This window comes from Hoylesella timonensis S9-PR14, from assembly GCF_000762405.1.
Taxonomy (GTDB): domain Bacteria; phylum Bacteroidota; class Bacteroidia; order Bacteroidales; family Bacteroidaceae; genus Prevotella; species Prevotella timonensis_A.
In genome coordinates, this window is the sequence record NZ_JRPQ01000062.1 from 17,898 (window position 1) to 42,368 (window position 24,471).

The 24,471-nt window shown below is 42.1% G+C and carries 22 protein-coding genes; 9 read left to right on the plus strand and 13 right to left on the minus strand.

The window, feature by feature from the left end; all coding sequences use genetic code 11:
• Positions 1-29 precede the first annotated feature (29 nt).
• The 4 genes from wecB to HMPREF9304_RS03040 all read right to left on the minus strand — a co-directional run bounded on the left by wecB (position 30) and on the right by HMPREF9304_RS03040 (position 4,580).
• Positions 30-1,121 carry a non-hydrolyzing UDP-N-acetylglucosamine 2-epimerase gene (gene wecB / locus HMPREF9304_RS03025; protein WP_036926316.1) on the minus strand — a complete coding sequence of 364 codons (1,092 nt, stop codon included), beginning with the start codon at positions 1,119-1,121 and terminating at the stop codon, positions 30-32.
• Between the two features lie 679 nt (positions 1,122-1,800).
• Positions 1,801-2,751: an SPFH domain-containing protein gene (locus HMPREF9304_RS03030; RefSeq protein ID WP_025071628.1), complete on the minus strand. Its 951-nt coding sequence runs from the start codon at positions 2,749-2,751 to the stop codon at positions 1,801-1,803.
• A gap of 32 nt (positions 2,752-2,783) precedes the next feature.
• The gene (locus HMPREF9304_RS03035) at positions 2,784-3,236 is read right to left on the minus strand and encodes an NfeD family protein (RefSeq protein WP_036926317.1); all 453 of its coding nucleotides are present in this window, start codon (positions 3,234-3,236) and stop codon (positions 2,784-2,786) included.
• A gap of 423 nt (positions 3,237-3,659) precedes the next feature.
• On the minus strand, positions 3,660-4,580 hold the full coding sequence (locus tag HMPREF9304_RS03040; protein ID WP_036926319.1) for a M48 family metallopeptidase: 921 nt from the start codon (positions 4,578-4,580) through the stop codon (positions 3,660-3,662).
• Positions 4,581-5,049: 469 nt separating this feature from the next.
• Here HMPREF9304_RS03040 and HMPREF9304_RS14330 point away from each other — a divergent pair, with 469 nt between their 5' ends.
• The 3 genes from HMPREF9304_RS14330 to HMPREF9304_RS03055 all read left to right on the plus strand — a co-directional run bounded on the left by HMPREF9304_RS14330 (position 5,050) and on the right by HMPREF9304_RS03055 (position 6,334).
• Entirely contained in the window at positions 5,050-5,199 is a 150-nt protein-coding gene (locus tag HMPREF9304_RS14330; RefSeq protein ID WP_156104750.1) for a hypothetical protein, read from the plus strand.
• A gap of 224 nt (positions 5,200-5,423) precedes the next feature.
• Positions 5,424-6,050, plus strand: a complete 627-nt coding sequence (locus HMPREF9304_RS03050) for a hypothetical protein (RefSeq protein WP_008123098.1) — start codon at positions 5,424-5,426, stop codon at positions 6,048-6,050.
• On the plus strand, positions 6,047-6,334 hold the full coding sequence (locus tag HMPREF9304_RS03055) for a winged helix-turn-helix domain-containing protein (protein WP_036926323.1): 288 nt from the start codon (positions 6,047-6,049) through the stop codon (positions 6,332-6,334). Before HMPREF9304_RS03050 ends, HMPREF9304_RS03055 begins: the two co-directional genes overlap by 4 nt.
• Before the next feature lie 143 nt (positions 6,335-6,477).
• Here HMPREF9304_RS03055 and HMPREF9304_RS03060 read toward each other — a convergent pair whose 3' ends face one another.
• The 5 genes from HMPREF9304_RS03060 to holA form a co-directional block, all read right to left on the minus strand.
• Positions 6,478-6,804, minus strand: a complete 327-nt coding sequence (locus HMPREF9304_RS03060; protein ID WP_036926326.1) for a hypothetical protein — start codon at positions 6,802-6,804, stop codon at positions 6,478-6,480.
• 65 nt (positions 6,805-6,869) lie between these two features.
• Positions 6,870-7,781, minus strand: coding sequence for a dihydroorotate dehydrogenase (locus HMPREF9304_RS03065; RefSeq protein WP_008123102.1), 912 nt, complete (start codon positions 7,779-7,781; stop codon positions 6,870-6,872).
• On the minus strand, positions 7,769-8,545 hold the full coding sequence (locus HMPREF9304_RS03070; protein WP_036926329.1) for a dihydroorotate dehydrogenase electron transfer subunit: 777 nt from the start codon (positions 8,543-8,545) through the stop codon (positions 7,769-7,771). The genes HMPREF9304_RS03065 and HMPREF9304_RS03070 overlap by 13 nt, the downstream gene beginning before the upstream one ends.
• A 261-nt stretch (positions 8,546-8,806) precedes the next feature.
• Positions 8,807-9,274 (minus strand): helix-turn-helix domain-containing protein, encoded by a 468-nt coding sequence (locus tag HMPREF9304_RS03075; RefSeq protein ID WP_036926355.1) that lies wholly within the window; start codon positions 9,272-9,274, stop codon positions 8,807-8,809.
• Positions 9,275-10,045: 771 nt separating this feature from the next.
• Positions 10,046-11,074 carry a DNA polymerase III subunit delta gene (holA, locus tag HMPREF9304_RS03080; RefSeq protein WP_036926330.1) on the minus strand — a complete coding sequence of 343 codons (1,029 nt, stop codon included), beginning with the start codon at positions 11,072-11,074 and terminating at the stop codon, positions 10,046-10,048.
• Between the two features lie 149 nt (positions 11,075-11,223).
• Here holA and HMPREF9304_RS03085 point away from each other — a divergent pair, with 149 nt between their 5' ends.
• The 6 genes from HMPREF9304_RS03085 to HMPREF9304_RS03110 all read left to right on the plus strand — a co-directional run bounded on the left by HMPREF9304_RS03085 (position 11,224) and on the right by HMPREF9304_RS03110 (position 20,668).
• Positions 11,224-11,673, plus strand: a complete 450-nt coding sequence (locus tag HMPREF9304_RS03085; protein ID WP_036926356.1) for a type I restriction enzyme HsdR N-terminal domain-containing protein — start codon at positions 11,224-11,226, stop codon at positions 11,671-11,673.
• Between the two features lie 113 nt (positions 11,674-11,786).
• Positions 11,787-13,025, plus strand: a complete 1,239-nt coding sequence (locus HMPREF9304_RS03090; RefSeq protein ID WP_052045869.1) for a sialidase family protein — start codon at positions 11,787-11,789, stop codon at positions 13,023-13,025.
• A gap of 68 nt (positions 13,026-13,093) precedes the next feature.
• Complete coding sequence (locus HMPREF9304_RS03095) at positions 13,094-13,909, plus strand: DnaJ domain-containing protein (protein ID WP_036926332.1); 816 nt, start codon at positions 13,094-13,096, stop codon at positions 13,907-13,909.
• A 313-nt stretch (positions 13,910-14,222) separates the two neighbouring features.
• Positions 14,223-17,336: a SusC/RagA family TonB-linked outer membrane protein gene (locus tag HMPREF9304_RS03100; protein ID WP_036926335.1), complete on the plus strand. Its 3,114-nt coding sequence runs from the start codon at positions 14,223-14,225 to the stop codon at positions 17,334-17,336.
• Between the two features lie 51 nt (positions 17,337-17,387).
• A complete protein-coding gene (locus tag HMPREF9304_RS03105; RefSeq protein ID WP_036926338.1) occupies positions 17,388-19,355 on the plus strand; it encodes a RagB/SusD family nutrient uptake outer membrane protein in 1,968 nt (655 codons plus the stop codon).
• 29 nt (positions 19,356-19,384) lie between these two features.
• Complete coding sequence (locus tag HMPREF9304_RS03110; RefSeq protein ID WP_036926340.1) at positions 19,385-20,668, plus strand: BT_3987 domain-containing protein; 1,284 nt, start codon at positions 19,385-19,387, stop codon at positions 20,666-20,668.
• A 256-nt stretch (positions 20,669-20,924) separates the two neighbouring features.
• On the opposite strand, the gene HMPREF9304_RS03115 is transcribed toward HMPREF9304_RS03110, so the two are convergent.
• The 4 genes from HMPREF9304_RS03115 to HMPREF9304_RS03130 all read right to left on the minus strand — a co-directional run bounded on the left by HMPREF9304_RS03115 (position 20,925) and on the right by HMPREF9304_RS03130 (position 24,289).
• The gene (locus HMPREF9304_RS03115) at positions 20,925-21,758 is read right to left on the minus strand and encodes a zinc ribbon domain-containing protein (protein WP_036926342.1); all 834 of its coding nucleotides are present in this window, start codon (positions 21,756-21,758) and stop codon (positions 20,925-20,927) included.
• Positions 21,759-21,842: 84 nt separating this feature from the next.
• Positions 21,843-22,631 (minus strand): Nif3-like dinuclear metal center hexameric protein, encoded by a 789-nt coding sequence (locus HMPREF9304_RS03120; protein ID WP_036926345.1) that lies wholly within the window; start codon positions 22,629-22,631, stop codon positions 21,843-21,845.
• 241 nt (positions 22,632-22,872) lie between these two features.
• Positions 22,873-23,661 (minus strand): ABC transporter permease, encoded by a 789-nt coding sequence (locus tag HMPREF9304_RS03125; RefSeq protein WP_036926347.1) that lies wholly within the window; start codon positions 23,659-23,661, stop codon positions 22,873-22,875.
• 4 nt (positions 23,662-23,665) lie between these two features.
• Positions 23,666-24,289, minus strand: coding sequence for an ATP-binding cassette domain-containing protein (locus HMPREF9304_RS03130; protein WP_036926349.1), 624 nt, complete (start codon positions 24,287-24,289; stop codon positions 23,666-23,668).
• Positions 24,290-24,471 lie beyond the last annotated feature (182 nt).

Consider the following 24,471-nt stretch of genomic DNA (forward strand, 5'->3'; position numbering starts at 1 on the left):
AACAGAGTAGGGCTTGTAAGTTGTAAGATTTATTTGTGTTCTAATAAGATTTGTACGATACGTTCGGCACTCCGTCCATCCCATCTATCAGGTATGGAACTCTTTTTCCAATCTCCTGCCACCATCTGGTCCATGGCTTTCGACAAGAGCGCAGTATCCTCGCCCACCAAGACATTAGAACCTTCCTTCACGGTCTCAATATGCTCGGTGTACCGATTGAGCGTGATGCAGGGCACACCATGAAACGTTGCCTCTTCTGCCACATTACCACTGTCGGTAATAATGCCGCAAGCATGGGCTGTGAGATAGCCAAATTGTAAATATGTAAGGGGTTCTATCAATTGAAAGGCTGGGTAATCGTCACCAATAAGTCGCCTAACGACCTGCGCTGCACGACCACGTAAGGGAGCTATAATCTTTCTGCCACCACTTCTATCGCCTATCACTCGGAGTAATGAGCGTAGCAATTTTTCATTGGACAGCAATGCCTTTCTATTCAATGTAAAAACGAGATACGAACCATCTTCGATATTTAACTGACTAAGGATTGTAGGGCGTTGTAAACGATTGCGGTTGTAACGAAGGGTATCCATAAGGATATTACCCACTAAATAAATCTTCGATTGCTCCGCTCCTTCACGAGTGGCGGTACTGTTGCTCTTCATTCCAGCGGTAAACAGCAAATCACTAAGCCCGTCAATGACCAACCTATTGATTTCCTTCGGCATGTTGATGTCAAAACTTCGGGTGCCTGCCACCAAGTGAGCCAATGTAATACCCTGCTTTTTGGTAACGATGGCAGCTGCTAATGTCGAGGCTAAATCGTCCACAACAATAACAACATCGGTGGGATGACTTTGCAAATAATGCTCGAAACCTGCCATGACGCATCCTGTAAGCTCGTTGAGATTGTCACAATCTACACCTAAATAAGTATCAGGACGTGGCATTTGCAAATCGTCGAAGAGTGAGTTTTCCAGTGTAGGGTCGTCCTCCCTACCCGCATAAACCAATTGGTAAGTAATATCCCTACCCTCATTAGCTGCTTTGTTGATAGCCCTTATAATAGGTGCCACTTTGATGAAATTGGGGCGTGCCCCTGTTACGATACAGATATTCATTGCAATATTTTTCTACAAAGTTAGACTTTAATTTGCTCACTTGCAACGGATAACACAAAAAAAACTTGAAATTTGCCTTTGAAAATATGAACAATACCGCCATTGCTAACTCACATTTTCCTTGCCACAGCTGTAAGTTTCAATGCTTTGTTCTCCCTATTTTTTCACAAATTCCCATGGCTACGTCATTACATCACCCCTTGGCAGCATCAAATACAGGCTCATCAAAATCAATGAACCTATATTTCTTAATGAGCAACGGCAAGACTTTCCCTGTTTGTCTTTCACCACTTAAAATAATTGAGGTAAACCAAAGACTTCTTTACTTCCCTATGGATATGCTCTTGGCTGTTTAGATGTTGGAGCAAAGCGAACTACTCTGCCGAGATGTGCGTAGTGCAGAAATCAACATTATAGATGATGTACCCGTATTATTGCCAAGAGCAATGCGCAACATCATCTGTTTCAAGCTTTCCCACCTATATTCGCTATGCGGACGAATCATTATTAAAAAGATGTGGCAGAGTGACGAACGATGAGCCTATCATCTGTATCACTCTGCCAAATTATCTTATTCTCAATGTTACAAAGACACGATATTCGCTGTATGGAAGAAGCTACTGGGTTTGCTTATTTTCGCTTTATCCCACATTGATTTATCGGAAACAACATTGAATCTCTATTCTGTCTTGAACAAATCCTTAATGCCTCCTATGCTTCCGAGCAAGTTGGTAGCCTCGTAAGGCAAGTAGACTGTCTTGGATTGGTTACCAGACGCCAACTCTTGCATCATGGCAATGTACTTCTGTGCCAAGAGGTAATTAGCAGGATTGGTACTCTGCCCCACTGCCTCAGTAATCTTCTGAATGGCAATCGCTTCTGCCTCTGCCTTACGAATGCGTGCTGTTGCCTCACCTTCGGCATAAAGAATCGCCTGCTGTTTGGTAGCCTCGGCACGGTTGATAGTGCTGGTCTTCTCACCTTCGGATTGCAGAATGGCAGCTTGCTTCTCGCCCTCGCTGGTCAGAATGGTAGCTCGTTTGTTACGCTCTGCCTGCATCTGTTTCTCCATCGCCTGCAACACACTCTCGGGAGGTGTGATGTCTTGCAATTCAACACGGTTCACCTTGATACCCCATTTATTAGTGGCATCATCGAGAACGGCACGAAGTTTGGTGTTAATTGTGTCGCGCGAGGTAAGCGTTTGGTCCAATTCAAGTTCACCAATAATGTTACGCAAGGTTGTTTGCGTCAGCTTTTCTATGGCGTTGGGCAGGTTGTTGATTTCGTAAACTGCTTTGAATGGGTCGACAATTTGGAAATACAGCAATGCATTGATTTGCATTTGGATGTTGTCTTTGGTAATCACATTCTGCTTGTCAAAATCATATACCTGCTCACGAAGGTCGATACTGGTACTATAAATGTATCTTCCTCGAGTCATGGTGACTATCGTTTTGGCACGATCGATAAAGGGGATGATGACATTAATGCCTGGACTTAGGGTGGCATAATACTTTCCGAGACGTTCCACAATTTTGGTTTCAGACTGTGGAATGATGATAATTGCTTGCTTGACAAAGATTAACGCCAAGACTACAATTGCTACTAATACGTAAGTTGCTATCATAATTTATTGCTTTGATTAATATTGTACGATTTTTACAGGCAAGGTTCCACTGTAACAATGATGCTATCCATCTTGATGACACGGACACGTTCTCCTGGTTCAATTTGTGACAAATCACTGCTGACGGCTTTCCACACATCACCGTCTATTTGGACATATCCGCTGCCATTGGCATGGATAGTCTCGACAACTGTCCCCTTCCTGCCAATGAGTGCCTCGGCATTGCTGACTCGAGTCTCACCCGAAGCATGTAAAGCATGTAACAATGGAGGACGAATGAAAACGATGCTGAGAACAGAACCGACAGCAAAAATAATGACCTGAAGCCATATCGGCAAGTCAACCAGTGCGCTAATCATGGCGACAAGAGCCCCCAAAGCAAAACAAGTGACAAAGAAATCGCCCGATCCCAGTTCGATAATCAAGCACAGCATGGTAATGATAATCCAGACCAGCCATAAATGTTGCGACAAATATTCAAACATTGGTTTAAGGATTTGAAATACTATAAAAATTGAAGAGATAAGTCATACCTTGAGTAAGTAAAAACTTCCAACATGAGGAAATGATTGCTCTCTTGACAAAGATAATTATTTTGATTGGACAGTGCAAGAAATTTTTCCATTTTTTACGATATCTTTCTTACAAAAAATCGCTAAAACTTCGGGGGAAGTGCTATTCGTTGGCTGTATCTTTTCTAAAAGAGAACGCTTAAATTTTGAAATAACATGACAAAAAGTGCACTTTTTGAGTTGACTGTGGGTAAATAATTAGAAATGTGTGAAAGGTTCATGAAACTAAAAAACTATGGCAGATGATGAAGTCTACCATAGTTAAATATAACGGTTACGCATGGAACGTTGATTCAAGACTCGCCACCTTGCGAATCCATGAAATATAGATGCGTATTATTGAGCATTCTTATACAAGTCGGAAACAGAAACAGACTTCACGTTCGAGTTAGACTGTGATTTAAATCTTTGTTTTGTACTTTTTTTTAAGACAGGTGCAGCGGTCTTGCCATGACCATGATAATAAGTCAAGGCTGTAGGCATCTCACGCTCTAAAGCTGCAATACGCTTACTGTCAGAGGGGTGCGAACTGAACATGTCACTATGTGCTTGCTGTCCTGAAGACATCCGTTTCCAAAATGGAATGGCTTCACGAGGATCATAACCCGCCATAGCTGCAAAGATAATTCCCATCTTGTCGGCTTCCATTTCATGCGCACGAGAATATTTCAAGCTTCTGAATTGCAAGCCCTGTTGTGCTACTATTTGAGCCAATTGCGTGGTGGTAGAACCTACTCCCATTGCTCCTAAAGCACCACCTAACACCTGAACGCCCACATTGTTACGAATTTGTACACTCATCTGCTCTGCACTGTGGCGCGCAACAGCATGTGCTATCTCGTGACCAAGCACCACGGCAAGAGCCGCCTCGTTTTGAGTATAGGGCAACAAGCCTTCATATACGACAATCTTTCCACCGGGCATACAAAAGGCATTGACTTGCTTGTCAGCCACTAAATTGAACTCCCAACTATAATGGCTCAACTCATTGGACAAGCCATTTGTACGGAAAAAGGTTTCTACCGCATTCGCTAACTTATGGCCAACACGCTTCACCATTGCTGTCTGGTTGGCATTTGAAGAGAGTTTTGCAGACGCAATAAACTTACGATACTCCTGATTACTTAAACTAAGTACCTGCTCATCAGACACCATCAAACTTTGATGACGCCCTGTGATAGGCACAGTACGCGTAGTTCCACAGGCTACAAGAAGCGTTGTAACAAGCGAGAACAACAAAATCTTTATTTTATTCATAACTTCAGATTTAATTCTGTCGATATTGCAAACTTACAAAAAAAATGATACATGCGGACAATAGTTCATTAAAATTTGAGATAAAGCTGGGAAAGTGACAGGTTGTACTGAACCTAATTGATGCACTAAGCCCGGCTGAGGTTGAAATTCGTTCTGTAGACCTGCTCGCAATGGGTTCCGTAACATTCCATCTGAGTGACATTTATTTTTCTTTGTATCACCGTGAACGATAAAAGTTTTGCCAAGAGTAGACTCTCGAAAGTTTTGCCTAATTTTGCAGATGAGCTTTTAATGGCATTCTTGCAGATTTCCGTATATTGGTTGATTGGTTCTGATGTCATATTACTTTAAGCTTAGTACACTACAAAGTATACTGACAATCAGCTACTTAACCAGATTTTATTAGGTATACAACGTTAATTAATTCTCTCATTTTCAAACGATTACATTAGAATTAACGGAGTATTGATTGCATAATAAAGACGAAAAGAAAGCCTTGCAGCTCTATGAAGAGCTGCAAAGACGCAAAGCCATGTTCTATCTGCCAGGAGAAACGGAAATGGCACTAAGCATTGCCGAGCAAATAGCAAAAGCACAGCCGGTTGTAAACAAAAGTTAAATGTCGAATATTTTATTGCAAATCATTTGGTTTATAAAATAAACTTATCTAAATTTGCAACTGTAATCATCAGTGTTCGAAGAGAATAATGCTAGCTAAAGCAAGTGAGAGTCGACCTCCTTGCTTCTCTTTTTCCAAAGATGGTTTATAAAATAAACTAAATGTTTAACCAGACACATTGCGCTAGATATATGCAATAAGTGTGTCGCAATAACGTAACGAAAATGGAAGAGAAGAAGATTTCGGAGCAAGAGAGCCTTGAGCTTATCACGCGAATGATAAATCAGACAAAGAAGGATTTATCTGTAGGTAATGGTGACAGTTTCCTTATATGGGGCTACCTTAGTGCTGCAATATCGTTGGCAGTAATTGTCATGCTGCGCGCAACCGACGACCCAAAATGTGGTTGGCTTTACTTGGCCATACCGATAGCAGGATTCGCAGTCTCAAGTATAAAGACCTACATGGCAAAGCGCAAGAGTCATGTGGCAAGCACTTATGCAAGCAACACTATAAATAAGGTGTGGGCTATTATTAGTGCAGTGTTTGCAGTCTACGCCCTTGATTGCCTTTTACATTTCGGAGAAGTAAGGAGTTGGAACGGAATGTTTTTGTTGGGTATGTTGTTGCCGGGTATAGGCACATACACCACTGGCGTAATACTTAAGGAGAAGTCGATACAGATATGCGGACTTCTTGGTGTAGTGATTGGCACTGGATGGCTTCGCAACTTTGCTTCTGGTGAACAAGTTATAAGTATTATGCAGATGGGACTAATGGTCCTGTCCTTTGTCATTACCCTTGTCATCCCCGGACATATCCTTAACTTCAAAGCAAAAAAGCAACAATAATGAAAGAGTTGGATCCATTACTCCATAGCCAGTTGCGTCTTGCAGTAATGTCGATTCTGCTGAATGTAGAGAAAGCAGACTTCAACTATATCAAAGAAAAGACAGAATCGACGGCAGGCAACCTTAGTGTACAGTTGGATAAACTGGTCACAGCAGGCTATATATCAAAAACTACAGATGGCTCGGGCGTAAAACCCCGAACTATCTGCAAGATGACAGACACGGGGCGTAATGCCATGATGAAATATGTGGAGGCATTGAAGACGTATTTTGCAGGATTGTAATAAGCGGCTGTAGAATGTACTTATATGATATTCGTATTTGACATGTAAAATCTGTGAAAATCCGCAATACAAACAAATGAACGATGGTATGACTAATTAGGGTCTGCTCAATAATGCCAACCCATGATTGTTGTACCATCAGTTTATTCAGTTGTGTCTTTATCCATAACAACAATAACTTTCGTAGAACGATCGACTTTAATTGTCTGACTATGATCTATAAATCCTTTTTTGGAAAAACTAAATTTTGTGTCTATACCTCGGCTTGTTGTAGGTAGCATTATCATATACCTAAATCTTCCTAACGAATCTGTACGCATACGAAAATTCATCAGATCGTCTGAAATTAAAACACTATCTAAAGGAACATTATTACTATCTGTTACAAGACCTTCTAAACTTTTTACACTCTCACATGAGCATAAAAAAGAAGCAAAGACTATGGTGATCAATGTATCATGTATTTTCATAGAAAATGTTTTTTAGAGCCTATGTGGATTCAGCAGATTAACGAGATGTGCAACATTAAGCTGGGTCAATCGTCCAATGCGCCAATAATTTCGGTTACAGAAGCACAACCATGCTGCTCCAGCCATTGGTTAATACCATCACGGACCTGAAGGGTTATGGTGGGATCAACAAAATTAGCTGTGCCTATCTGTATGGCTGTTGCGCCCGCCATCATAAATGCAATGGCATCTTCTGCTGATGAAATACCTCCCAGTCCAATGACAGGAATCTTGACTGCTTTTGCCACTTGCCATACCATTCGCAAAGCTACTGGCTTCACAGCAGGACCGCTAAGTCCTCCTGTCGCAATACTAAGAACTGGTTTGCGACGCTCAATATCAATCGCCATACCCATGAGGGTATTGATTAAGGAAACGCTATCGGCTCCTTCAGCCTCACAAGCCATTGCAATATCCGCAATATTGGTAACATTGGGCGACAACTTAACAATGAGTGTCTTGTGGTAAGCCTGTCGAACAGCCTTTACAACACTGGCGGCACCAGCACATGTCACACCAAAAGCCATTCCTCCAGCCTTTACATTGGGACAGGAAATGTTCAGCTCGATGGCAGGAATCTTATCCAACTCGTCAATGCGAGCAGCACAGGCAGCATAATCATCGGGTGTGTTTCCACTCACATTGACCAACATGTGGGTATCAATGTCCTTTATCTTTGGATAGATTTCACGGCAAAAATAATCCACTCCCTTATTCTGAAGCCCCACACAATTCAACATGCCAAAAGGTGTCTCTGCCATTCGTGGGTAGGGATTTCCCTCCCGATGATGAAGCGTTGTACCTTTCACAATGATGCCACCAAGCTGTTCTAAAGGCACCAGATCAGCATACTCTAATCCATATCCGAATGTACCCGAAGCGGTAAGAATAGGATTTTTGAAGTCAATATCATTTATTTTTACATTTAGAGTGGCCATAACAACTTCTTTATATTTAACACAGGACCTTTTTTACACACACAAATATGCCCTTCTGTAGTGTTCTCCACACAGCATAGACAGGCACCTAATCCACAAGCCATATCATTTTCAAGGGATACTTCACACGTTATATTTTCTCTTTTGGCATAACGAGCAACAGAGAGCATCATGGGCTTGGGACCACAAGTCGCAATACGGTCAAAACGTTTTTGACGAAGAATAGAGTGTCCAGTAACGAAGCCAGACTCGCCTTCCGAGCCATCTTCGGTAGTGAGATACAACTCGCCATACTTTCTAAACATGTCTTTCTCGAGGAGTTCGCTTGATGTTCTTGCCCCTAAGAGGAAGGTTGGCTGCGCTCCCATTTCAGCTATTCGCCTACCTAAGAAGAGAAGAGGAGCAGTACCAACACCGCCACCAATTAACAGACAGTTTTCTTTGGGACTGGAAGGCATGGTAAAGCCATTGCCCAATGGGTACAAGCAGTTAACTCGTTCACCGGGTTGTAAGCGCACTAACTGTCGAGTTCCCTCACCAACCGCCGCAATTAGCAGCAATAGCTCATTCTTTTCGTAATCTACCATATTGATTGAAATGGGACGCCGCAAATAGGTAGAGGGGGAATGGTCCACTTTTACCTGTACAAACTGCCCTGGCACCATCTCTGGAAGCTGCGAAGATGACCGTAGGCGCATTAACCAATGTCTGCTACTTAATTGCTCGAGAGAATGAACAAGCAAGTCCTCACAAATTTTCTTCATCAAATAAAGCTTTATTTGTATATATAAATATGTGTACAAGCATCACCAAAGTTTCAAAGCAGATTGGCACTAAAAGAAGTATTCATTCGTTACGCCTTTCAAACCTTAAGTGCTGCACTTCTTAAATCGATACAAAGGTAACATAATTTACGAGGTTTGGCAAACGAAGAAACTAAAATAATGCCCCCGTCAATGAAGAGATTGCAACGTAAGAACCATTAAATAAGGAAGCATAACAGTTGAGAAAAAAAATTGCACACTTTACTTTTTAGGTACAAAAGTCTCCCAAGTTTGGTCATCATAAAATATTCTGATTTCAGTAATCTTTCGTTCTTTTTTGTCAAGAAAATTCAAATTTATTTGTTGAGATGAAGAAGCAGGATTTGTACTCATAGGAGGTACTGATGCAACTTGTCTCGTAGAAGGGTGGGTATCTATAGAAGAAGTGTCATCAAAATCTAAAGTTGGTTGTAATTGAGTAGTGACATTTGAGTTCTTTAGCTCATCATGAGAATCGCCATCTAGAAACATTGAACCTTTTCCATACATCAACCAATCCAAATTTATAGAAGGAAATTTACTTTTAATGGCATCAATATGATTAAGTGTTGGTTTGGTTCGATCATTAAAAATACTACTTAATGAGGCAGGGGATATATCTAACACCTCAGCAAAACTTTGTTGATTCATGTGCTGAGCCAACATTAATTGCCTAATTCTATCCTTCATTTCGTCCATAAGCTTGCTTTTAGAGGTTAATTCACTAATTTTCGTTGATTTTACAAAGGTAAACATTAAATTGGACATATAATTCATTTTCGTAAATTATTTTCAAACAACAAATTCATTTATATAAATATAAATTGTTTGTGTTTGTAAATCAAAAAGCCCCGCTAGTATTTGAAGTTTTAATTTATAAACATAAACCGCTCTTTTCGCAATATAACTTTGTATAGCGTAAAAATGCTAATAACTGATTACATTTCACTTACGTGTTACTTTTCATTGTTTCTTACAGAGTTTCTAATGTATTTTATCAATTTATGTACCTATTCACCGTAAAAGGCTTGATATAATACATGTAAGTTATTGGTTGTCATAGTAAAATGTGTAATTGTATTGTACGTATAATTATGAATATATGAAACTAAATCTATATATTTACATATTCGAATTTATACAATAAACTACTTTTTATTTAGAATATAGAAACATAAATCAACAAAACGATAAAATAAAATATACGTTTTTATAATTTAGAATACAAAAATACAGAAACGAAAACTATAATAAACGTTAATAAGAAATCGTGAGCATAAAATTAGTGCTTATTTTCTCATAACTCTCATATTCTGGACCATCCCTTAAGTTGCTCTTAAATTTGCGAATTTTGAGCATACTAAAAACACTTAAAGTCTTATTACATCGGGCTTTAAGGGCAAAAATAGCGAAAAAGAAAAGTTTGATTATAGAGAAAAAGTAACGAAAAAAGTATGTTTATCAGTGCAAAATGAAGAAAATAAGCTCTTTCATCAGGTCTCCCGTTGACGTATTTGGGTTGTTGATACCCTTAGATTTGGCATCAATCTCTCTAAACTTAGAAATAATCTGCATGGTTTTCTTACCTGAGTAATTTCTCATTCCACTCATATAATCACGAGCAGCCCATCCCCCTCTCAACTCTAAATATTGAGCCACGGCATTATCTGTTTTAGACGGAGCATAATAAGCAATCATCAGATTTTGGAAATAATTAAAAAGTAAAGGAAGAAAGGAATAGATAGATCCTGCCTTTGGATTATTGTCAAAATATTTGATAATTTGATTTGCCTTAAAAATATCACGATTTATCAAAGCAGCTCTCAATTCAAAAGCATTAAAATCTTTGCTCACTCCTATTTGCTTTTCAATTAAAGTAGGATCAATCTCTCGAACATTTTCAGGAAGAGATATAAGAACTTTTTCTAAAACAGAAATGAGACGATTTAAGTCAGCGCCCACATGATCTGCTATCATAACACTCGACTTAAAGTCAATAGCAATATTTTTATTCTTTAGATAAGAGAGTATAAAGTTGGGGAGATCACTCTCACGCATCTTTTTACTTTCAAAAACGATTCCTAAGGCATCTGCTTTTTTTATAAGTCGCTTACGACTATCAATAGTACCATTTTTATGACATAGCACCAAGATAGTAGAACGAACAGGATTTTCGAGATATTTAGCAATCAGCTCCGTATCTTTTAAATTCTGTGCCTCTTTCACAATGACTACACGATAATCAGCCATCATGGGGTAACCTTTTGAAAGATCTATAATTTGTGCAGCGTTGACATCTGCTCCAAATATAATATTTTGATTAAAATCTCTCTGTTCTGGTTGTAGAACATGCTCAGCAATGTAGTTCGCAATTTTATCAATATAATATGACTCATCACCCATTAATATATATATAGGTGAAAAATGACGAGCTTTTAATTCTCGCATTATTGACTCGTATGTGACTCCAGCTTTTGGCATGTCATTCATAAAAGAATGAAAAAGAGATACAAGTTCAGCAGAATTTATTTTTGAAAACGTCTCAAGTAATCACCTGAAAAATGTTCACAAAGTTCTTACTAATCTCTTTTACCTTCTTCTTTTTTATTAACTTTGTATTTGAATGCAAAATTACTAAAATGTTTCGATTAAACCTACCCCAATACCAAATAAAATTAGGGGGTACAAAGGACAAGCCCACTATTTTTGATATTCTTCGAAGAAGATATGTAGCACTCACTCCAGAGGAATGGGTTAGGCAGCATTTTATTCATTATCTCATCGAACACAAAAATTATCCAATGTCGCTTTTAGCAAATGAGATTTCGTTAAAGATATCTGATAAGACCTTGCGCGTTGACAGCATCTTATACGATCTTACATTAAAACCCAGAATGATTATTGAATATAAAGCGCCCCATATCCCCATTACACAGAAAGTTTTTGACCAAATCTCAACCTATAATTTCTTACTTCATGTCGATTATTTAATTGTTAGCAATGGTATTGAAAGCTATTGCTGCAAGATGAATTATGAAGATAAAAATTATATGTATTTGGATAGCATCCCTAACTATCAAGATCTTTAATAATAATCACAGATGCTCAGCTTTTTTTTTACGTACATTTGTAAACAAGAAGTAAAACTCTTATAGACAACTCAATACATGATTTTATTATATAACAAAAAACACCAATACTTATGAAAATTTTTAGATTGATATCTTTTTTATGGTTACTTTCAACTGGTCTTGTTGTGCAAGCCTCAAACAACCTGCATCACCAACAATTGCTATTTGAAACTGATTCAGTCAATAAAATCCCATATCGCATTCCTGCCATTGCACAATGCAGAAATGGAAACTTGATTGCTGTTTCTGATTTCCGCTATTGTGGTTCTGATATTGGTTATGGTGCAGTAGACTTAGTGTACCGCATCAGTAAAGATAATGGCAATACTTGGTCACCTATTTCCAAACTTGCCGACGGACACGGCAATGAAAATCGCATTCAGTGGGATTACGCTTTTGGCGATTGTGGTTTGGTAGCCAACCGCACCAACAGCGAGGTATTGGCTGTTTGCGTAGCAGGCAAAACGGTTTACTTTCAGGGCAAGCGTGATAATCCTAACAGAGTGGCAGTGTTTCGCAGTAATGACAATGGAAAGACTTGGGACAAAGGACACGAGATTACAGAGCAGATTTATCGACTATTTGATGGTCGCAAGCAAGGTCCAATTCAATCTTTGTTCTTTACCTCAGGCAGAATCCATCAAAGCAGATACGTCAAAGTAGGCAAATATTATCGCTTGTACTCAGGTCTTTGCACGCTCTCGGGCAATTTCATCGTTTATAGCGATGACTTTGGACATCAGTGGAAAGTTCTTGGTAATATCGACGAATCTCCCTGCAAAGATGGTGATGAAGTGAAATGTGAAGAGCTTCCCGATGGTAGTCTTATTCTAAGCTCACGCGCAGAAGGCAGAATGTTCAACATCTTTACCTTTACCAATATCAAAAAAGGAGAAGGTCATTGGGACAGCCGACAAACGACACCCGATATGGCTCATATCAAGAACCAATGCAACGGGGAAATATTGGTTTTACCAGTCGTACGTAAATCAGATGGTCAGGAAACATATTTAGCTCTTCAATCAGTACCTTTTGGACCACAACGCACGAATGTGGGTATCTTTTACAAAGAAATTGGAAAGAAACACCTATCAGCTCTCGAGTTTGCATCCCATTGGAAAAGAGGGATGTTGGTTCATCATGGACCTTCATCTTATTCCACTATGATAGCTCAAAAGGACGGACGAATAGGATTCTTGTGTGAAGTTGGACAAAAAAACAATCACATTTCCTATCAATCGCTTGACGTGGAAGAGATCACCAATAACGAATTTGTGCTTTCTAAGAAACGCTTCAAGAAGGGCTACTAACTCATATAGCTGAATGAAATACATTCAGCTATGAAGACAAAACTAAAAACACATTATACAATAGATATATGGCAGCAGGAAAATGGATTGGCGGACTATTTGGATTTTTACAAGGTGGTGCTCTCGGAGCTTTGGCAGGGTTCGCTTTAGGATGGCTTTTTGACAATGAAATAGATGCCGTTAACGAACCTTATCAAAATCGTGAGCATGGACAAACACAGTCTCACGCCAACCAACGAGGTAGCCAATGGCAGCGCGTGCAAGCAGAACGCCAACGCAATTCTTTCCTCTTTTCGTTTTTAGCACTCGCCTCCTATATCATTCGGGCTGACGGAAAGGTGATGCACTCGGAAATGGAATTGCTACGAAACTTCCTACGTCAAAACTTTGGAGCTATCGCTGTAAAGCAAGGAGAGGAAATTATTCTGAAACTTTTTGAACAACAAAAGCAAATGGGGTGGCAACGATTCCAATCCACTATCCAACAGGCATGCTTCGAAATACGTAGCCAAATGGCTTACCCAGAGCGTCTACAACTGCTCAATTTCTTGGTCATCATGGCACAAGTGGACGGGCATGTTGTGACCGAAGAAATCAATGTGCTCAAGGAAGTTGCCATCAATTTGGAACTTTCTGCCACCGATGTAGACTCAATGCTCAACCTCAAAGACAGTTCTTCCAGTCTGGAAGCTGCTTACCGCGTGTTGGGTGTTTCTCCTTCTGCGTCCAACGAGGAGGTAAAGAATGCGTATCGACAAATGGCTCTGAAGCATCATCCCGACAAGGTGTCTACTTTAGGGGACGATGTTCGCAAGGCTGCGCAAAAGAAATTTCAAGAAATTAACAATGCAAAAGACCTCATCTACAAAGCCCGCGGCATATAGCCAAACATCCCCTTAGCACATCAACGGCATCCGCAGCAGCTTCGTGACCTGACATGGTAAGGGCAGAAGCGGTAGAAACAGGAGCGATAAAACCTACTGCGTTTATTTATTTTTAGTGAATATTTTATAATTCATGTTAATTTTTGAGGGGGGGGGTAAGATTGCGTCATCTAAGTTCATTATCTTTGTCATCGTTAAAATCAGGGTGGGTTTTATAAATTACCACCCCATGACATTCAATTAATGAAGGGTTACGCCCTGTTAAACCTTAACAAGGCTAATTTATAGGATCCGCCTAAAATTTAATATCGACATGAGAGCAACCTTTCTGAAGTTTTCTTTAATGGCTCTGGCGCTATCAATGTCCGTGCCACAAACAGCCATGGCAACTCAGCGTCTGCAAGCTACTCAACAGGTACGCACGGTGCGAGGCACCGTAATCGATGCGGCAGACAATCAGCCTGTCATTGGTGCGAGTATCGTGTTAAGTGGCACGTCCATCGGAACGATCACCGATGTAGATGGAAAGTTCACCATCAAGACCGTAGGCAAGAATCCCAAGCTGGTTATTTCCTACATTGGGAAAAAGACAGTAGAAATAACTGTACCCGAATCGGGAGAAATAAGCGTCAAGCTTGAGAATATGGACGACCTACTCGACGAGGTGGTGGTAGTAGGTGCTGGTACGCAGAAAAAAGTGAGCGTAACAGGTGCCATCACCAGCATTAAAGGCAGTCAGTTAGCCGTTCCTTCCAGTAGTTTGTCGACAGCCTTTGCCGGTAGGATTGCCGGTGTGGTGGCACGCCAAAACACTGGAGAGCCAGGAGCAGGCGCCGAGTTTTACATCCGTGGCATCGGAACCTTTGGTGGCCGCACCACTCCACTCATTCTGCTGGACGATGTGGAGGTATCGGCAGCCGATCTGAACTATGTGCCAGCCGAGAACATAGAGAGCTTCTCCATCCTGAAAGACGCTTCGGCAACAGCCATCTATGGCGCACGGGGTGCCAATGGCGTGATGATTGTAACCACCAAGGGAGGCGATTATAACTCAAAGACCAAGCTCAACATGAGGGTAGAGAACTCGTTCAACTACATTGACCAGTTTCCCAAGTTTGTCGATGGTGCCAGGTATATGGAGATGTACAACGAGGCAGCACGCGGAAGTGGACAGGCGGAACGATATTCGGCACAAGAGATTGAGCGTACACGCACGGGCTACAACCCACTGGTTTACCCTGACGTGAACTGGAAGGACGTAATGTTCAAGAACATGAGCATGCGCCAGGCGGTGAATGTAAACGTGAGCGGTGGCGGTTCTAAGATGAAATACTACATGAGCCTGAACGTGTCTCATGATGCTGGATTAATCAATACCAAAAAAGCCTATTCGTGGGACAACAACATCAACATCGTGAATTATACGTTCCAAAACAACCTGTCGTATAAACTCACGCCCACCACCACCATCCAGATGAACATGAATGCGCAGATACGCAACCGCAAAAGTCCAAACGTTGCCAGCAAAGATTTGTTCAATCTCATCCTCACTACTACCTCCATTTTGTTCCCACCTACCTATCCTGCAATTCCTGATAATCCGATGTACGACCACATACTGTACGGAAACAATTATATCACCGGCAACGTGATGTACACCAACCCCTATGAGCGCATGATGACCACATTCAAGGAACAGAACGAAAACATTCTCAACACCGTCATCAAGATAGACCAAGATTTAAGTTTTATCACTCGAGGATTGAATTTCAATGCTTGGGTAAATTTCAAAAACTGGTCAAGTTCAAGTTACAATCGGTCCATCATAGGACATAATTACCGCATCAAGGCAGGTAGCTTTAACGCAGAGAATCCCGAATCTCCCTACGAGCTGGAACTGTTGAATACAGATGGAACCAACTTTATCTCACAGTCGGATATCAGCAAGGCAAGTGATCAGACCATAGAGATGCAAGCCAATCTGAACTGGAACCGCCGTTTTGGCAAGCACACCATAGGAGCCATGGCACTGTACCGACAGCGCGAGTATCGAAACGCTGTGCTGCCCAACCGCAACCAAGGTCTCTCCGCACGCCTTACCTACGATTATGATACGCGCTATCTGCTTGAGTTCAACGCAGGTTACAACGGTACCGAGCGACTGTCCAAAGAAGATCGCTTTGGATTCTTCCCCGCAGTATCGGCAGGTTGGGTGATGAGCAACGAGACATTCTTCAAACCTCTCAAAAAGATAGTCACACACCTCAAGCTGCGTGGTTCGTATGGTATTGTCGGCAGCGACGACTTGGCTAAGCCATCGGGCAGCTACTACCTGTTTATCGACAAAATAGCCGACAACGATCTGGCAAAACTAAAATGGCAATTTGGACAAGACGGCGAGATTCAGGGCGGCGGTCCCATGCTGACTTACTATGCAATGAGAGGCCTGGGATGGGAAAAAGTGAAGAAGTTAGACCTTGGTCTGGATCTGCATTTGTTCGACGGTCTGGAACTGACGTTCGATTACTTTCTCGACAAGCGTTACGATATCTTCATGCACCGTGAGGCATGGCCACAGTCACTGGCATACCATGAGGCAAAGCCATGGAGCAACATTGGCAAAATGAACAATGAGGGATTTGAGGTGAGCCTACGGTACAGCCGCAGGTTCAACAAAGACTTCTCAGCCTCGGCACAGGCCAACCTTACATACAACCAAAACAAGGTAATCTACATGGATGAGCCTGTCTATCCCACTGTTTGGAAAACTGCCATCAACAAGCCCTATGGCAACATCATGGGCTATGTGGCAGAAGGACTGTTTAGAAGCCAAGAGGAAATAGACAACAGCCCGAAACAGAACCTTGGCTCGGTGGTTCGCGTGGGTGACATCAAGTACCGTGACATCAACGGTGACGGTAAAATCACCGATGACGACCAAATGATGATTTCACAATACAACGGAACACCACGCCTGCAGTATGGATTTGGCGGAACCTTTGAGTACAAGAAATTCGATTTCGGCATCTTCTTCACAGGTTCAGCCCTGCGCAAGATTATGACTAATGGTATGGATCCGTTCCAGGAAGGTATTGGTGTAGGTAACAGAAACGTTATACAATACATCGCTGACGACTATTGGTCAGAAGAGAAACAAAACTGGGATGCCGCCTATCCGCGCCTTGGACTGAAGACAACTGACATTGCCAACAACACAAAACCCAGCACTTACTGGCTGCGAGACGGCTCGTTCATGCGCCTAAAGAATGTTGAATTGGGGTGGAGCTTCAAGTATGGTCGCGTATACATCAGCGGTGTCAACCTGCTCACCTTCTCGTCATTCAAACTATGGGATCCCGAACTGAGTGGGTGGAACGCCTATCCGATGCAGAAAACCGTCAATGTAGGTCTTCAGCTACACATCTAATTCATGTCTTACCTTATTATAATAAATATCATTATGACAAACCTATCTAAAATGAAAATACTATCAGATTCCAAGATTGTGAGCAAGATTGTGAGCATGGCCCTGCTGTTTTCAGCGGCAACGTTGACAACCTCATGTGACTTTCTCGACGTGGTTCCTCCAGAGCAGGCTTCCTTATCTGACGCCACAAAGAGCCACGACCGTGCCATGGGGTTTCTTTTTAGCTGCTATGGTGGGATAGGCGTAGACAACCCTTGTAATTATTTGGGCGAGGTAGCATCGTCCACTGACGAATACACATTACCTTACTCATGGTCGGGAGACGGAATGTGGGACGATTATGCCTGCAACACGGCATCAGCCACTAACCAAAATTGGTTGTGGGGAACCACCTACCAGTATATCGGCCAGTGCCTGTTGTTCCAAAAAGAACTGGAAAAGATGAAAGGAAACTTTGTTTCCGAGGCAGAGAAAAAGGAATGGTTAGCCGAAAGCAAGTTCCTCATTGCCTATTATCACTTTGCCACACTTCGCCGATATGGACCCATCCCCATCACCGACAGCTATATAGCAATGGACACACCTACCGAGCAGTATAACGGAAGGTTCCACTTTGACTATTGCGTGGACTGGATTGCCAAGATGTTGGACGAGGCCGCCGAGGGTCTTCCTGCCGTGCGTACCAAGAGCGAGGAATGGGGACGCGCCACGTCAACCATGTGCAAGGCAGTGAAAGCCCGTATGCTGCTCTATGCCGCATCACCCCTGTGGAACGGAAAATTCCCATTCCCAACATGGGAGAACAAGAACTTTGAAACACCGGGCTATGGGAAGAAACTGGTGAGTACCACCTACGACAAGGGCAAGTGGGAACGTGCTCTACAAGCCAACCTCGAGGCATTCAGGCTGGCTACAGGCGAGGGCGACCGCAAACTCTACGATGACTTAGACTTTTACAAGCGCAACGATCTGAAGCTGCCCTATGCCCCGGGTATCAGTGACGGAGACTACCCTACTGAGGAAGACAAAGCCAAGCAAGAAGACTTTCTTAAACGCGTGATGTTGATGCGTTATGCTGTTTCTACCCGAGAGAGCGAAGGCAACAAAGAATACATCTGGGCCTCATGGAAGATGGGATTTGACATAGCCAGCCGCATGCCACACCATATCATCAAACTGAACAACGGCAACTGGCAAAATGGCTGGAGTGGCGTCTCTCCAACGCTCTACACCATTGAACACTTCTACACCAAGGATGGAAAACTGCCAGGGAAAGATAATCATTTTTCACCGCAAGCAGAATGGTTTACCTCTGCAAACATCGCAGGACGAAAAGATATCATCAAGCTCAACGCCAATCGCGAACCACGCTTTTATGCATGGATGGCTTTCGACGGTGGTGACTATGGGTCTGTGTTCCGTGCAGGACAACCGCTAAAACTGCAGATGCGTAACCCAGAAGAACAAGGCTTTAGTACTCAATTCAATCGAGACAACAGCGTGACGGGATATCTCACACAAAAATATGTTGACCCCAAATACGAATACGGCAACGCAGGTTCTGTAAATGGTGGAACATCGGCTCCTACCATCCTCTTCAGACTGGCGGAGCTATATCTCAACATTGCCGAATGTTATGCGGCGTTGGACGATGTAGACAACGCTCTCAAATACCTCAACCCTATCCGTGAGCGTGCAGGCATTCCTGATCTAACTAAAGCAGATGTTACTGCCGACATGACCATCACTGACTGGGTTCGCAACGAGCGGTTCATAGAGTTGTGGAACGAAGGACAACGATTCTTTGACGTCAGACGGTGGTGTGAAGGTGAGAAATACTTCTCGGCAGGCAAACGCTTGGGACTCAATGCCGAGGTAACCAAGCCGACGTTCGAGGAATTCAATGTTCCCACCAAGCCCAAGCATCCGTTTGTCTGGAGCAACAGAATGTATCTCAACCCGGTATTCTATAATGAGGTCTATAAAAACCCACAGATGGTTCAAGCACCTGGATATTAATGATTATATAATATATAATAAATAAAAATATGAAAAAAATAATTTTAGCAGGACTTTGTGGCATGATGCTTTTATTTGGATCATGTGAAAGCTATGACAACATCGTGCCAGAGAAGTACAATAAGATTATCTCACTGCAAAACGCAGGCGAGCAGTCCTTGGATCTTTATCGCACAGGCGAGAATACCATCTATACCATCACCGCAATGAAAGGCGGATATACACCAAACGTTGCGGCAAAAGCAACCGTGAGCGTGATGAATGAGAACGAGTTTGCAGAATACAAGAAAATCAGTGGACAGGACTACAAGATTCTTCCGGCAGAGTGTTATACCCTGAACAATGCAGAACTTGACTTTACTTCAGCCGACCGATGGAAGAAAGCTGAGCTGGCAGTGAATCCAAACATCGTAGAAAAATACGTAAAAGATGGCACAGAGGGCTATGTCATTCCACTGATTGCCAAGAGCGCTACCGACTCTATTCTGGCTTCTGCTAACATGATTATTCTAAAACCAAAAGCAGTAATTGACCCAACAGTTTCATTCAAAAATCTCACTGGGAATACTTTTACTACCGAAATGGAATCCGGGGGTGGAACCATAGAACTACCCATGGCCATGCAAGTGGACAACTTGTGGGACTTTACGATCAAAGTTGAAGTAGACCCTGCAACAACAACCGTGCCAAAGGAGAACTTCGAACTGGACAATGAGGGAAAAGTTGTCTTTGAAAAAGGAAAAAATGGCAAGTTGACCATCAAGGTTAAAAAGCTGGAAACCATTGTCAACAACAAAATAGGACTGAAAGTAAGTGGTATCGAGGGAAAATCGTTTGCCTATCCGAAGGATGCAGTCTGCGTGAATATTCTGGGACCGAAATTCCCACTCAAGGCAGACATGCTTTCTTCTAATGCCATAGAACCGTCTGAGGGCTCACTGGCAAACCTGCTGGACGACAACGTCTCGACCTACTTCCATTCAGCATGGAGTGTCTCTATTAGTGGGAAACATTGGTTACAGGTTAACCTACCAGAGAGTACCAACTATTTCCAGTTCAATTACACGAACCGACAAAACAATGGTAATGCCGCCCTGAAAGACTTTGACGTGTTGGTAGGCCCAGACGACTCGCATCTCACCCTGCTGCGCAACTTTACGCTCAACGATGGCTTACCAACAGGAGGTGCCGGTACATTTGTCTCGCCAGAGCTAAAGACGGAGCAACCCATCAAGGTGATTCGCTTTATTTGCAACCAAAGTTTCGGAGGCAAGTTCTGGGTATGGAGCGAACTAAGCATTAGGCATCTATAGCGGTACGATGTTCAACAGCATACCGCACATATAATTGCGATGACGCCCACACACATTATTGTGTGTGGGCGACTTTTATAGACGATTGCTCAACTTGCATGTTGTTCACAACCAATACTTCCCCATTCATAATCAATGGCGAGCGTAACCAAAATAAGCCAAAGTAAGACTGCTACCTTACTTTGGCTTATTTTATATATTTCCGCCGGATGTTCAAGGGACGTCACCCTTTTTCATCATGCCGGTTTGAAGCAAGCTATTTATCTTCCTCGTCTTTCTTTGCAGTTTTGCGAACGGTGCGCTTACGCTTCGGCTTTTCTTCAACCGCTGTTTTTTCTACCTCAACACCAGCCAATTCGGGGTCAATCATAATACGGCCACAGTACTCACACACAATCACTTTCTTGTGCATCTTGATATCCAACTGCCGCTGAGGTGGTATTTTATTAAAGCAGCCACCACAAGCATCTCGCTGTACATAGACAATTCCCAATCCGTTGCGTGCATTTTTACGAATACGCTTAAAGCTGGAAAGCAAACGAGGCTCTATCGTCACTTCTAAACCTTTGGCTTTTTCCTTCAGTTCCTCTTCCTCATCACGAGTTTCTTGCATGATTTCATCCAGCTCGCCTTTCTTCTCTTTCAGCGCAACCTTTCTATCACTAAGCAGTGCTTCGGCTTCTTTTAAGTCAGCTTCTTTTTCCTCTATCTTTATGAGTGCTTCCTTAATTTTCTTGTTACAGAGTTCTATTTCAAGACTCTGAAACTCTATTTCCTTGGTCAGTGTGTCGTACTCACGGTTATTCTTCACCTCATCAAGTTGTTTTTTGTAGCGCTCTACACTTGATTCCGCATTGGCAATATCAGCCTTTTTTTGAGATATAGCCTTCTTAAATTCATCTATTTCAGTCTGAATTTTTTCCATACGAGTAGTCAAACCTTCTGTCTCGTCCTCTAAGTCTTGGACTTCTAAAGGCAACTCACCACGCAAAGCACGCTTCTCATCAATAGACGAGAGGGTTGTTTGCAATTCATAGAGAGTTTTCAACTTCTCTTCTACCGATAAATCTGTAGGATCTTTTTTTGCCATGTTTTATTGTTGTTATTGAATAATTGATACTATGTAATTCAAAATATACCACTACATTTCTTTTCCCCCAATGACGTTTTGGGCTTAGAAATAGATAATGGGATTCGTGTTGATACTGGATATACAGCAATGTGCTTCTGGAAACTCTTTTTGAATAATCTCCTTAAAAATCTCACTCGTGAACTGTTCACTTTGATAATGACCAATTACCGCTAATTGAATGCGCTGTTCCATGTCAAAAAAGTCGTGATAACTCATTTCGCCTGTTACAAACGCATCAGCTCCTGCTTGTAGAGCATCACTCAACAAAAACGCACCAGAGCCTCCACAAAGCGCAACACGCTTGATGGGGCGACGCAACAGTTGGTTGGCTTGTACACATTCGACCTCAAAGACACGTTTCAGTAGGGAGATGAAATCATCGGCTGCCAGTCCTTCAGCAAAGGTTCCAACAATCCCCTCACCTCCTGTAACACCGTCAACAATTTGCTCTTTGCCTATAAAAGACAAATTTTGCAACCCCAACTTCTCGGCTATTTTATAGTTTACGCCACCCTTAGCACTATCCATATTGGTATGCATCGCCACTATTGTGATGTGGTTCTGTATTGCCTTCATGACAGTACGCTGCACATAGTTTTGGTTGGAGATGCACGACAGTTTTCTGAATATCAACGGATGGTGTGCTACAATTAAATTACAGCCAAGCCTAATTGCTTCATCAACAATCGGTTCGGTCACGTCTAAACACAATAAAGCCCCTGATAGTTCCGCCTCTGTCAATCCAACTTGCAACCCAGCGTTATCATAATCTGCTTGCAAGGGCAAAGGCGCGAATCGTTCAAGGGCACTCACCACTTCTTTTATCTTCACGCTATTATTCGATTAGATGCTGCAAAGATACTGCTTTTAGCTCAATTATGCAACTCCCAAGGCATTGTTTAACTTTATTTTCTATTCTGTCATTTATCTCTTTTGTAATTTTATCAATGTCTTTTTGGCTCTATTTTTTTCTTTGAACCAATTCTCTACGAAGAGACAATGATTGATAACGTAGGACAGTCATAGACAAGGAACTATCACAAAAACTACACGCATCTTTAAACAAAACAGTTCATTCTGCTTGTTGATGTGGCTTATCGCCCTTCAATTGATGATAATCATCCAACAAATATCTGCGTGATACCACCATCGTGACAATGACAGAAATCATCGAAGCACTGAACATGGCTACCAGCAACACCAACTGTACAGCCAAGGCAGTAAAGACGCCTGCGCCTGCTAACATCATACTCCACAAAATAATAGGAGACACGCCTATTAACATCCGCCCCATAGTGGAGATGTTAGGAAGCGCTGCTCGCTCTATGGTGCGTCGAAACAAATAGCCAAGAGCCTGAGAATGTTTCATGCCATTCCCTAATAGATAATGGTAGAGCTGGCTGTGATGACGCAATCCCATGAAATAAATGTGCAATGCCTGACTGTTCACTTGTATCAGATGTCCCGTTAACAAACCGACAACAGGAATAAGGAAACGAACTTCCAATGGATTTCTTACACCCACAACAAGCCACAAAACATAAAGCCCAACTACCAAGACGCCTGTGAGCGTACCAGCCATTACGGGTACAAACAACTGCCGAATAGGTAATTTAGCACGTCTCACCGTGAGTATCGCACCTATCGCCATCATGAGCAAAGCGAACAAAAGGGTTATGCCCCACTGGTTCAGTGCCATTACTTCATACAGCAGAAATCCTAAGACAAGGAGTAGCCCCATCATCCCTACGGTGGCTCTCACTGTCTTTGTGAGTAAGGTAGAATGATATAGGTACAACACATAACATGGGATAAGCAACAGCAAAAATCCCCACACATATTGCATGAACGTGATTTCCATTTCTTTACATTGTTAATTTTACTATTACATCAGCCACTTGAGCCACCTCCTCGTCCATGGTTGTGAAACATACAACGCTATCTTCTGACCTCAAACTTTTTATATATGAGGTAACAACCATTTGACTTTCCTCTGTTTGATACAAAGTTGGCTGATTCATAAGAATTATTTTTCGGTCTAACATTCCTGCCACCGATAGTACGATGCGTTGTTGAACATCAGTCGGGAGAGACTCCCATACGGCATCATAACAAGTTTTCTCAATGGCTAAAGCTTCCCATTCTTTCCAAAGCGCTTTCTTCTGCTCTTTCATCACTGACAGAGAATTACCCATGAGCGTGCGTAGGAGTTCGAATACCTGCATGTTTCCAAAGGCGAAATTTACAGGTACGTACGCTATCTTCTGCCTGAAAAAGGGTGCGGAGAGTGGCATTATTTCTTCACCGTCGATGGATACATACCCCTTATTCAAAGGAAGAAAGCCCAAAAAGGCGTGTACCAAGGCAGTCAATGCCTCACTGTTACAACCCAAGATAGCTGTTATCTGTCCTTTATGTGCAATAAAAGAACAATCCTCGAGCAACGTCTTCCCTGCTATGGTGATGGTGGCATCTTTGATTTCTATCATACATTGGCAAATTTACACAAAAAAAACAAACTGATAGTCAACTAACTTACAAAAACGATATGAATGTTTCTTTTCTGTGTGAATATCGGTGTGCATAATTGGAGGTTCGCTGTTTGGAAGGAAATTAAATGCTGAATTTTCTTTACAAAGTGCCTCTCATAACTCGCGTGAAAACAACCAAC